Source organism: Kitasatospora sp. NPDC051164, assembly GCF_044455625.1.
In the GTDB taxonomy this organism is placed as follows: domain Bacteria; phylum Actinomycetota; class Actinomycetes; order Streptomycetales; family Streptomycetaceae; genus Kitasatospora.
In genome coordinates this window covers 1-11,139 of sequence record NZ_JBITFB010000084.1, presented here as the reverse complement: position 1 = coordinate 11,139, position 11,139 = coordinate 1, and the positions used below count along the sequence as shown (strand labels likewise).

The 11,139-nt window shown below is 69.9% G+C and carries 9 protein-coding genes; 4 read left to right on the top strand and 5 right to left on the bottom strand.

Annotated elements, in window-relative coordinates; all coding sequences use genetic code 11:
* The 3 genes from ACIBEC_RS46990 to ACIBEC_RS46980 all read right to left on the bottom strand — a co-directional run.
* A partial coding sequence (locus ACIBEC_RS46990; protein WP_360510042.1) for a hypothetical protein occupies window positions 1–268 on the bottom strand: 268 nt, incomplete at its 3' end.
* A gap of 104 nt (window positions 269–372) precedes the next feature.
* Window positions 373–1,428: a peptidase gene (locus tag ACIBEC_RS46985; RefSeq protein ID WP_360510041.1), complete on the bottom strand. Its 1,056-nt coding sequence runs from the start codon at window positions 1,426–1,428 to the stop codon at window positions 373–375.
* A 31-nt stretch (window positions 1,429–1,459) separates the two neighbouring features.
* Entirely contained in the window at window positions 1,460–2,008 is a 549-nt protein-coding gene (locus ACIBEC_RS46980; protein WP_360510040.1) for a hypothetical protein, read from the bottom strand.
* Between the two features lie 450 nt (window positions 2,009–2,458).
* Between ACIBEC_RS46980 and ACIBEC_RS46975 the strand changes: the two genes are divergently transcribed.
* Together ACIBEC_RS46975 and ACIBEC_RS46970 are read left to right on the top strand one after the other, a co-directional pair.
* Window positions 2,459–3,583, top strand: coding sequence for a hypothetical protein (locus ACIBEC_RS46975; RefSeq protein WP_360510039.1), 1,125 nt, complete (start codon window positions 2,459–2,461; stop codon window positions 3,581–3,583).
* A 405-nt stretch (window positions 3,584–3,988) separates the two neighbouring features.
* Window positions 3,989–4,405, top strand: coding sequence for an ATP-binding protein (locus ACIBEC_RS46970; RefSeq protein ID WP_360510038.1), 417 nt, complete (start codon window positions 3,989–3,991; stop codon window positions 4,403–4,405).
* 1,530 nt (window positions 4,406–5,935) lie between these two features.
* Here the strand turns inward: ACIBEC_RS46970 and ACIBEC_RS46965 are convergent.
* Together ACIBEC_RS46965 and ACIBEC_RS46960 are read right to left on the bottom strand one after the other, a co-directional pair.
* The gene (locus ACIBEC_RS46965) at window positions 5,936–6,538 is read right to left on the bottom strand and encodes a hypothetical protein (protein ID WP_396290831.1); all 603 of its coding nucleotides are present in this window, start codon (window positions 6,536–6,538) and stop codon (window positions 5,936–5,938) included.
* Window positions 6,539–7,379: 841 nt separating this feature from the next.
* Window positions 7,380–7,529: a hypothetical protein gene (locus ACIBEC_RS46960; protein WP_360510036.1), complete on the bottom strand. Its 150-nt coding sequence runs from the start codon at window positions 7,527–7,529 to the stop codon at window positions 7,380–7,382.
* Between the two features lie 1,153 nt (window positions 7,530–8,682).
* On the opposite strand from ACIBEC_RS46960, the gene ACIBEC_RS46955 reads away from it, so the two are divergent.
* Together ACIBEC_RS46955 and ACIBEC_RS46950 are read left to right on the top strand one after the other, a co-directional pair.
* Window positions 8,683–10,173: a Helicase associated domain protein gene (locus ACIBEC_RS46955; protein ID WP_360510035.1), complete on the top strand. Its 1,491-nt coding sequence runs from the start codon at window positions 8,683–8,685 to the stop codon at window positions 10,171–10,173.
* Window positions 10,174–10,341: 168 nt separating this feature from the next.
* The gene (locus ACIBEC_RS46950; protein WP_360510043.1) at window positions 10,342–10,413 is read left to right on the top strand and encodes a hypothetical protein; all 72 of its coding nucleotides are present in this window, start codon (window positions 10,342–10,344) and stop codon (window positions 10,411–10,413) included.
* The last annotated feature ends 726 nt before the right edge of the window (window positions 10,414–11,139 follow it).

The window sequence follows — 11,139 nt, the reverse complement described above, 5'->3', positions numbered from 1 at the left end:
ACGGGCGGGGACTGGCCACCAGCACGTGGACGGCGACGGTGTCCGCCACGAGCTTCACCACCGGCGGCGGCACGTCCGCCGAGACGATCACCACCATGAACGTCTCGTACTGGTCCGGGGCCGCGACGAACACGAACGGAACCGTGACGGCCACCCCGGGGGAGAGCAGTGCCTCGGCCGCACAGTCGCTCAGCAGTTCGAGAACCGCCTTCACCTCCACCGGCAACGGGAACAACTCCACGAGCTGGGCCCCCACGGTGGTGATCACGGTCCCCGCCGCCGCGGCAGTCGGCACCTACACCGGCACCGTGACCCACTCCGTCGCCTGATATCGCCCTCCCCGTCCGATGAACCCATTCGGGCCCGTCGGGTTCAGCTCGCCCGCCTGCGGCGAACCATCCAGCCGCCGGCGGCCAGGAGGCAGACGGCCGACACGGCCGCGGCCATGCCCGGCGTCATCGCGAGGGAGTCCGCCGTGTCCGGTGTGACCGACGCCTCGGCTTGGGAGCCGCCGGGAAAGGTGATGGTGGCCGTGGCGGTGTGTTGGACCAGACCGCTGGCCAGTGTGAGGTGGACCTTCCACGGTCCGTTGGGAAGCTGCCTGTCCAGGGGGACGGTCACAGGCTCGGTCTGGTCGATGCCGAGGGTGGTGCCGAGGTTCACCGCGTAGGGACCGGCGCTGAGGGATCCCGGCCCGTCGGTCATCGACATCGATCCGGTCAGGTCGAGGGCACGCTTGCCGGTGTTGTGGACCTTGGCCACCAACTTCGGTGTGCCGTCGGGCGCGCGCCCGGGAGTCAGCCCCTCGATCCGGAAGTCGGACGGCGGCTCGCCTCCGGGACCGACGTCGAGGTAGAACCGCACTCCCACGCGGTTGACCAGGCGGACGTTCCCGGCCGGGCCGGCATGGCCCGCGACCTGCGCCCAGAGGACGGCGTACCGTTCGCCGGCGGACGCGTTCGACGGCACCCGGACGCTGATGCGGACCACGGCCGTGCCGTGTGCCGGGACGTCGCGCACGGCGGTGGACGGCGGCGTGGACGGCCGAGTGCCCGATGTGCCGCAGTCCGTCGCCTTGCTGGACACATCCGCGTCCGAGACACAGTCGTCCACCGAGACCCAGGTCGTGAGCTCGTTCGGGGTGCGATCGGCATCGACGGTGAAGGTGCCGCTGTTGACGGCGGCGGAACCCGCGTAGAGATCGACGTGCTGGGCGACGTCGGAGGTGTTCGTCACCAGCAGCCGACGGTGGATGACGCTGCCGGGCGCGAGGTGGTCCACGACGTACGTGAGTGCGCGCGGGTCGGCCTCACGATCCCGGGGCGCGTCGAGCAACTTGAGGCCGATGCTCCCCTCGACGGTGGGAGGCGGCGTCTGGCCCTGGCCCTCGGCTGCGGCGGTGCTCGCGCCGCAGACCAACGCGAGCACCGCTACGGTCGCACACCACAGGCCCGCTGGGCTACGCGATCGAATGTGTCACCGTCCCGGTGTAGGTGCCGTTCACCGCAGCGGCGGGGATCGCGACGACGAGCGTGGGGTTCCATGTCGCGGAGTTGTTGCCGGTGCCCGCGGTGAGGCTGTAGGTAGTGCGGCTGACGTTGAGGCTCTGGGCCTGGGCCGACGTGGCCTGGCCGGGCGTGAAGACGCCCACCCCGGTGGTGGAGCTCGCGGTCCCCGACCAGTAGGAGACCGAGCTGGCCGGGACCGTCTCCGGAGTCGTGCCAGCGCCCGTCGTGAAGCTGGTGGAGATCGCGGACGCGGTCCAGGCGGCCGTGAGCAGAGCTCGGGAGTCGGTGACCGTGACATTGCCCAGTTGTCCGCTGACGGAGTTTCCGGGCAGTCCGCTCCCCAGACCCACCGGACCGGCGGGGACCGAGATCGCTAACGAACCACCCGAGACAGAGAACGTGACCGCCGTGTCTCCGGGCGCGGCACTGGCCACTCCGGCGGTGGTGACAACCATCGCGGCTGCGGCGGCTACGGCGGCTACGGAATATCGGATACGCATGGGCTCTCCTTCGTCGTCCAAGCCCGGAACAGCAACCGTCCCGGGTATCGCCCCGGTGACGACCCATAGTGATATCCGTATACGCACGGAAGCTAAACGCAATTACTCCATCTGGTCGAACGCGACCATGGAGGAGAGCCCGGCCAGGTCAGGCCGGGAAACGAACGCACCATCGGCAGATAGTAAGGATTTGCGAAATACAGTCGGATGATACGTGCATCAATGGATCCTGAAGAGGAAGTCCGTGACTTCCGCCCCATCGTTTGTTTTTGACGCTCGTTCAGTGGGGAGTGTACGTCCGAAGCGCGACCGCGAAAGCGATGTCGCCCTGAGCCGCGTGTCGCGGTACCGGACGACTGCCTCGCCTCTCTCCTCTACAGGCCCGACGCCGGTGACGTGTGTGTCGTACCGGCGCTCCGGCCCTCGCCACGTTCTCCGGGAAGGTGTCTCATGTCTCGCCATCCTGGCCGCCTCCGGCGGCTTTATCGTGCGCTCGTCGTCCTGGCCCTGACGGCCGCTGTCGGGGCTCCCGGCACCGTCGCCTTCGGCCAGTCCCTGCACCACCACCCCGGATCCCGCCTGCGCCCGTGGGTGAAGTCCTGCGTCCAGCACCGGGGGCCGGCGGGGCTTGTGGGCTGCCTCGCGAGCAAGCACCCCCAGGCGGGGGGATCGCAGCCCCGCCTGCTGACCCCCACCATCAGCGAACTGGCGACACCCACCGCCAATTCGGCCCCGGTCGGCATCACCGCAGGGCCGGACAGCGCCCTGTGGTTCACCGAGAACTCCGCCGACGCGATCGGGCGCGTCACCACGGGCGGCACGTTCACCGAGTACTCGGTGCCCACCACCAACGCGGGCCCGGCCGGGATCGTCACCGGGCCGGACGGCGCTCTGTGGTTCACCGAGTCGAACGTCGACAAGATCGGCCGGATCACCACTGGGGGCACCTTCACCGAGTACGCGCTCCCGACCTCCGGCGCCTACCCGTGGGGCATCACCGTCGGATCGGACGGCGCCCTGTGGTTCGCGGAGCCGGGCGCCAACAACATCGGCCAGATCACCACCGGCGGCACGGTCACCGAGTACGCGGTTCCGACCTACGGCGCCTACCCGCTGAGCATTACGGCCGGGTCGGACGGCGCCCTGTGGTTCACCGAAGTGCTGTCCGGAAGCATCGGCCAGATCACCACCGGCGGCACGGTCACCGAGTACGCGGTCCCCTCACTGGCTTCCCTGCCCATCGGCATCACCGGAGGACCGGACGGCAACCTGTGGTTCACGGACGCCGGAGCGGCGCAGATCGGACAGGTCACCACGGCGGGTGTGTTCACCGCCTACAACCTCACGGATGCCCTCTTCCCGTTCCCGTGGGGCATCACCACCGGGCCGAACGGCAACCTGTGGTTCACCGAGAACGCCAGCAACGACATCGGCCAGATCACGACGTCGGGGACGATCTCCGAGGTGTCGATCCCGACCTCCGGCTCGAACCCGTTGGAGATCGCCACCGGATCCGACGGCAACCTCTGGTTCACCGAGAACTCCGCGAGCCAGATCGGGGTTGTGACTCCCTGACAGGACCGCCGGGGTGAACAGTCACCCAGCCTGGCCACCCCGCCTCCCACCATCTCGACGGGAGGCGGGGTGGCCAGGCAGTCCGCCGGGTCGGCGTCGATCGGACCGGTGCAAGCGCCGGGTAGCGCCCGTCCCGTGGCCATCCGCGTGCTGCTCGGACAGGTACAACTCCCGGTCCAGCAGCACCCGGTGGCCATACTGCTGTACACACGTCAAGTCCACTCCGGTCGCTGTCTGTCTGGTGGCACGCGGGGTGGTTCCGTGCGGATCTGAAGGGCGGGAGGGGCGTGCGCATCGGATGAGCCGGCCTGTTCGGTCCCCGCCCAGCGGCCGGGGGTGGCCCAGGAGACGGGCGGTGGGGGTCTTCGCTGTATCACCTTCCGTACCCGTCCCACTACTCGCGCGGTGTGCCGCGAACTGTTCACCGGCCTCGGCCTGCCGGGCCAGTCGCCGTGCTATGCCGGTGAGTTCGCTCAGGTTCTCAAGGCCGCGCTCTCCGCGTATCCTCGCACCCTGGTCCTGGATGAGGTCCAGTGGCTGTCCAGTGACCAGCTGGAGTACGTCCGCTACCTCTGGGACGACCCCTATACCCGGCTCGCCGTCGTCTTCGTGGGCGGAGAAGGCTGCTACCAGACCCTGCGCAAGGAGCCGATGCTCTCCTCCAGGATTTTCATCTGGCAGTGCCTCGCCCGGCTCACCCTGCAGGCGGTCCTGGAGGTGATCCGCTTTTCGACCCCGTCTGGGCAGACGCGGACCCCGGCGGCATCGCTTTCGCCGACCAGGACGCCGCCCACGGCAACTTCCGCGGCTGGGCCAAGCTGACGGCGCACGCCCGCGCCGTCCTGGCCCACACCGTGCTGGTGCAACGTCTGCTGGCGATCGACGAGGTCGGGCGCCTGTTCCCGCCGCACCGCAACGCCGCGGTGGTGCTGGCCCGGGTGCCGGACAAGGCCGTGGGGTGCTGGCTGTGGCAGGCCCGTGACGTCCTCGGCGCCCCGTCCCCCAGCAGCCGTGCAGGGTGGTTCCTGAACGCTCCCGCGTGGGACAAGTCGGCCTGGGCCCGCATGGAGGCCCTGCTGACGGCGGAATACGATCTCAAATTCCGCCGTCAGCGGGGACTGCGTCCCACGGCGGACCTGAACGCACCCCTGTTCCGGGCCCGCCGTAGCCCGAGCGACGAACGGGGAAACCCCGGCCGCGACGCTGAGACCGGCGTGGACCTGCTCGTGCCCGAAGCGGACGTGGTGGTGACCGAAGCACTCCACCACACCGCCTCGGACCTGCGGCACGTCGCTGCAGTCGGCGGTCTGATGTGCATCGACGGCGAGCCGGGATCGGGCAAGACCGTTGCCCTCCAGTACGCCCTGTCCCGCCTGCCCGCCGGGCCCGCGGTACGCCGGATACCGGTACCCGTGGGAGCAACGGTCGCTCATCTGCGCTACGCCGTCGCCGACGCGCTCGCCCTCACCGTGCGCTACGCCAACCAGCGAAGCGACACCGCCCGCCGACGGCGACGACGCTCCGAAGCGCCGGCCCGGCGGGAGCAAGCACTCCCTCGACATGCAGCAGCTGGCCAAGATCCTCCGAGAGAACCCCAGCGGCGAGCTGACCATCCTCGTGGACGAGAACGGCCCTCCGCCTGCGGTAGCCCCTGGCCACCGAGCGGTCCGGGCCTTCGCTACGCCGCTGCGGCCGCGGCCGGCTCGCCGTCGATGTGCTGGAGCCGACTGCGGGCGATGACCCGGTCCTCGCCGGACAGCGTCGCCCAGTACTCATCCGCCCACACCGCGTGGGAGGCCTGCCGCTCTGCTTCCTCCAGGCGGGCGGACTCGGCCAGCTGCTCCTCGTTCAGCCCTTGCCGGGCGGCCTCCAGGTCGCCACCCCACGACGGCAGTGCAGCCAGGACGCGCGGCGCTCGGCCTGCACGGCCACCAACGCCCGCTGCGCCGCGATCAGACCGTCGGTGTACTCGAAGGTCTTCTGCTCTTTACCTACGTCAGGGAATCGTAAGTGCGGCCGGATCCGCACCCGGCTGCGCCCCACCGACACCTTGATGCCCGTCCCGGGGCGGGCGATCGCGGTCCTCCGTGGCAGGTACCGGGCCGCGCGGCCAGGAAGGCCGGGCGTCAGGCCCGGCCGGCCTGGAACAGTGCCTGCACGGCACGCACTGCACGCGTGGCCGGGCAGCACGCCCCAGCCGAAGCAGTCCGGGCAACTGGTCGGGGGCCTGCTTGCCAGCCGGCAGGACGTAGGCCATTACATCGGAGGGAGCGAGCGCCCGTCACGGCGACGAGGAACCACCGCCGCCGCGGCGACGACAGCGGCCTGCCTGGTCTCCTGCTGCCCGGGACCTTACGTGTTTCCCGGGTTCATCGCTATGAGCCGGAACAGGTCGAGGAGTAGCAGGATGTCGACTGCGATTCCTGCGATCAACATGCGGCTGGTCGATCGGAGCAGTGTCGTGGCGCCCAGGATGATCCCGGTGACGAGGAGGGCGAGGGAAGCGGCGAGGATCAGGTAGTAGACGGACACCAGGGAATCCTGTCGGGATACCAGGCTGGCGCCGATGTCGGCGACGACGAACTGGGGCAGGCCGAGCAGCCAGACGGTGGCGGTCCTGCCCTTGGGCGGGCGGGGACGCGGTGGCATGGGCGGGGCATACGGCGGGGGTGGGGGCGGTGACGGCGGGCCCGTGGGTACGGCTGGCATGGTCGGCATCGCGGGCCGAGCGGCGCTCAAGACGGCGTGGAGAAGCTGCCCGAAGGCGGGATCGCTGGAGATCTCGTCCACCAGGACGCTGCGCACGATGTCCGCTGCTCCGCCTCCTCCTCCCTCGGTGTCGAGCCGGTAGAGCGCCGCAGTCCCGGGCTGGGTGCGGCCGAGTCGCTGGCGCAGGAGCGCAGTCAGGTCCTCGTTCGGCGTCTCCGGGGTTCTTGTGTGGGTGGCTGAGTTCACGAGTGCGTTGACGGCGGCTGCGGCCAACTCCCTTATGTCCAAAGCGTCTTCCCCCTTGTAGTGTCACCGTGATGGTAGGGATCGGGGCATTGTGTGCACCAGTGGGTTCAGCGCTGACTCGATGACGCATGACGGCCCAAACCTGCAACCATGCGGACGCTCGGTTTGCTCCTCGAAGTGCCTGTCCGTGAACAGTCAGTCCGAGTGATCCCGAACCCACTTCGCGCTGCCCGGCCCGGCCGGGCGGGAGTTGGTGTCCGTGCTGGTGTCCGCTCCGGATGATCCGTGGGGGGAGGGCCGGGTGTTCCACGCGAAGCTCGATCCGGCGAAGGGCCAGCGCGTGTGACCTGTTGGTGTTCGTGGGCCTGAAATGGCTCTGTATGCGGTGTTGTCTTGACCATTGGTCGTGGCGTCATGTGGTCGGGTTGGGTCTTGCGCGGTGACTGTGTGTGGTTGACTCGTCGAAGCGGTGGGGATCTGTCGGTCGTGCGTTCGGTCGGGGATGTTTTGGGTTGGTATTCGATCCAGAATTCCGGTTAGCCTCTTTTTCGGATTGGCCTGTCAGTGTGCCGTGAATTCGTGTCAGGAATAGTCTTGGCAGGGTTGATGTCCGGGGTCCTGCCTGCGGTCTGGGCCGTCGCCGCCGTCTGGGTGGCCGTCAGGCCGCCATGGAACGTGCCCGGGAGGACTGTGAGCTGTCCCGGGAGGGCACGGCGGCGGGATGTTCCAAAGGGGTGCGGGGTGGCGGGAAGTGGTGCCGTCGGGGTCTCTGCTTCGGCCGGGCCGGCGAGCAGGGGCTCGCCGCCGTGCAGGACGACGCGGGGGCGCGGAGCTCTGGGATTCAGCGGGTGGTGAGCCAGTGGACGAGGAGGGTGAGGGGCAGGGCGCCGGCGCTCGTGGCGGCGCGGAGGAGGGCGCGGGTGGCGAGTGTGCGGGGGCCGGGCCAGGTGGGGCGCTTGCGGCGGGGTCCACGGTCGTTGATGGGCGTCATCTCGGGCCTCCAAGGGGCAGGGCGGGGCATGGCGGATGCCGGCCTGGGCCGGTGTGGTTGGTGGTTGTTTCGAAACATAGCCCCGTGCTGCCCATGTCCTGCGGCACCGATCACTCACAAGAAGCACCCAAGGGCCCCCGCATGCACCCGCGTTGAGCTCCTGACCTGGCATTACTCGGGTGTGGCAGCACGTGCAGGAACCCGTGAACCGGCCCCGGCTGCTCCGCGCGGCCCGCGCCCGCCCGGTGCCGCGCCCTGGCCGCCGTCCTGGTTGGCCGCCTGCCCGTCTCGCCGCTACGCCCGGCTCGGTCGTCCTGCCCGCCGTGCTCGCGCCCGCCTTGGCGGCCTTCCTGGGCCCGTCCGGGCCGCGGTCCTGGTCCGTCCTGGCTCGGTGTTCGGTTTGGTGGCGCTGTTCCGGAATTGCCATGTTGACGGGTCACGCTATTTTCCGGGCGGCTTGGATTGGCGGTCGTGGTGTCGATGATGAGGGCCGTGGTCCCCTTTTCGGTGTGCCTGAATTCGATTTCTGGTCGCTGCGCCTCGCGGGGCTTTCTGATTGCCGCTTGAAAGGGAGCGAAGGGAATGCATATTCTCGCCTTGAGTCCGGCCGGATAGGGCAATGATGGACGATGGTCGCGAGGTTGCCTGTTCGCGTCTCGCGCCCGCTCGAAGGCCAGGAATGATTGAGCTATTTGGCAGCCATTTGAACGCCCCAGAAAACGCCGCCGGATACGTGTCGGATGTCGCTCCGGGATCTGCGGTTGGGGTTCCGTCAGGGGCCGCGATTGCGAGGTGCTTGTGAGGGCCTGTCACGGGGGGCCGTCAGGCTCGAGCCCGGATGGGCGGGCCCGGAGGTGCCTCCCGAGGGCCGCAGGCCTCGCTCCGAGGGCGGCAGATGGGCCGACAGCCGAGCAACCAGGCGGCGTGTGAGTGGGTGGGGTGGTGTCAGCGGGGTGGGCGGCAGCGGGCGGGTTGAGGGTGGGGGAGTGCTGGGCTGGGCTTCTGTTTGATGGTGTCGTGGGTCTTGGCTGTCACGGGGTGATCAAGCCGCTGTCACAGTCTGCGGATTGCGACTATCACACGTGGTGGCTGGCTGACACGGGGTTGCTCATTCCTGTGCACACCGTCTCGGTGGGGGTGTGGGCTGGTGTGCATGACTGCCGATCCCGTGTCCACGTTTTCCCGTCGTCCGTGGGAGATTTCTCCGGCTTCCGTGGCCGGTAAGGGAGCGTTGGTGGCCCGGTCGGGGGAGCGGGCGTTGCTGCGGCGGGTGGTGGTGGGTCGTCTGCTCGCGGTGGACGCGACGGGGCAGGTGTCGTCGGTGCATGTGCGGATCGCCGCGGAGTCGGCTGGGGTGTCGGTGCGGACGGTGTGGAACTGGCTGGCTATCGCCCGCCGGTCGGGTCGTGTGGAACCGGTTTCGCGCCGTGGCGCTTTCACGGTCACGGACACGTTCTGGGCCCGGCTTTCCGAGTTGGGCGGGAACGTTGCGGCGCTGCACCGCGAGCTGACCGAACAGGCGGCGTGCGATCCGGGACAGGAGCCGGCGGGGCTGGTGCCGTCGTTGGGGACGTTGCACCGGGCGGTGCGCCGGGAACAGCAAGCGGGCCGTGTTCTGCAGGGAGTCCGGCCTGGGCGTGGCCGGGTGGAGTCGGCGGTGTATGACCGGGCGCTGGCGGAGCTGGCGTTGCCGGGCACGGTCGATGAGGCCGGCCAGGCCCCGCCCGCTCCCCCCACCGACCCTGTTGTGCCGGCCGTGCCCGTTCCGGTGGCCGTGTCCGGTGGCTCTGTCCCGCCGGTGCCGTTGGGGGTGCGGTTGTACGTGCCGGGTGCCCATGTGGTCTCTACGCGCCAGCTGGGCGAGGTGGCGGAGGCGCTCGGGCACACGGTCGCCGCGCGGGGGATCGTCTGCGTGTACGGGGATGCGGGGCAGGGCAAGACGGTCGCGGTCCACCGGGCCCTGGGCCTGCTGCCGCGCCGCCTTCCCGTCCGCCAGGCGCAGGTGGCGGTGAAGCCGGCCCTGCCGCAGCTGCGCGCCGCGCTGCTGACGGCGTTCGGTCTGCCGGCGGGCGCGCTGACGAACCGTACAGATGCGGCCGACCGCGCGCTCATCGACGCCTTCAAGGCCCCTGGCGTGGTGCTGATCGACGACGTCCAGCGCATCGCCGCCCCCGAGCTCGACTACCTGCGCCTGCTGGCCGATGCCCCAACCACGCAGACCTCGCTGGTGCTGTGCGGGGCCGGCGCCGCCCACCGCCGCCGCCGGCTGAAGGAAGACGGCCCGCGTTGGCGGGAGTGGGAGCGCATGTACGCCGCAGCAGCTGCTTTCCACGCCCAGCATCGCCATCTGGACCCCACCGACCCCGACCACGACGGCCCCCTGATGGGCTGGATCGTCCGGCAACGCCGCCTCAAGAGCTGTGGCGAGCTCGCCCCGGCCCGCATCGCCGAGCTCGACGCGCTCGGCATGATCTGGTCGAAGAGCGCGGGCGCCTGGGAACGCGGCCACGCCTACGCCCGGGCCTGGGCGGCCCGCACCGGCCACCTCGCCATCCCCGCCAAGGAAACGCTGGACGGCTACGCCGTCGGCTCCTGGATGCGCCGCCAGCGCAAGGCCGCAGGCCTGGCCGACCACCAGCGCTAGGCCCTCGACGCCCTCGACCCGCTGTGGCAGCTCGATCCGGACTGGAACCGCTCTTACCGTCGCCTGACGGCTTACCTGGCTGAAGGAGGCAGCCTCATCGCCCCAGTCAACCGCACCGGGTGCGCGAGCGACCCGCACTTCCGCCCCGGATCCTGGCTGCGCAAGCAGATGCGGCACGCCTCCGACCGGAAGCTCAACCCGCAGCAGATCACCCTGCTGAACGCCCTCATCAACCGCTGACCGACGCCAGCCGCCGCCGTTGCGGACGGCGCGCCCCCGGCCCGCGCTGTCTACGCCGCCGCAGGCCGTAGGCCGGCAGACTCACCACGCCGGGGCCGTGCCGCCGCAGTCAGCCGCCAGGCCCAGCCCGCCAGGGGCTGGCACCGCCGTCCCGTATTTACGCTGCCGAGTCGTCAGACCGAGTTCTTCCGCCGGCCGCAGGCCGGCCTGATGCGGTCCTGGGGAAACCCAGCGCAGCCAGCTCTCGCCGCCCCACGCTGCCCGCAAGTGCTGCAGCATGCGCGCGCGTGCTATCTCGGCGGACTGACGGGCCACCAGGCGCCGCAGGGGGACTGCCAGCGCACTGGAGAAGGTGGAGACTCGGTGCCCGCAGGGCACCGGATCTCTTTGAAATAGGTGCTGGCCCTGCCCGAATCGAGCGAGAGCCATTTCCTGAATTTCGCGCCATTATCGTCAGCGCTGGAACTCGGGGGTTACCCCTCCCCGCAGGGGAGAGGGCATCACTGGGAATATGCGCCACATCGTCAACGTGCCCTATGACGGGCCGTCAGGCCCGTGCGGCACCGACACCGGCCCACCCTCACAACTGAGGCCCCGCCAGGGGCCGCCACTCCTAAACCAATTCGCCGCAGGCGAATTGCCCCAACCACCCCAGCCCGGCGCAGCCGGGCCCCGAGGCGCAGCCTCGGGCTTACCACGCACGGTGACGCCGCCAGGCGTCACCCC

What these genes read in the sequence shown, in the direction of transcription:
- ACIBEC_RS46980 (WP_360510040.1), bottom strand. Translation starts at nt 2,008, where the DNA reads ATGCGTATCCGATATTCCGTAGCCGCCGTAGCCGCCGCAGCCGCGATG.
- ACIBEC_RS46975 (WP_360510039.1), top strand. Translation starts at nt 2,459, where the DNA reads ATGTCTCGCCATCCTGGCCGCCTCCGGCGGCTTTATCGTGCGCTCGTC.
- ACIBEC_RS46960 (WP_360510036.1), bottom strand. Translation starts at nt 7,529, where the DNA reads ATGACGCCCATCAACGACCGTGGACCCCGCCGCAAGCGCCCCACCTGG.
- ACIBEC_RS46955 (WP_360510035.1), top strand. Translation starts at nt 8,683, where the DNA reads ATGACTGCCGATCCCGTGTCCACGTTTTCCCGTCGTCCGTGGGAGATT.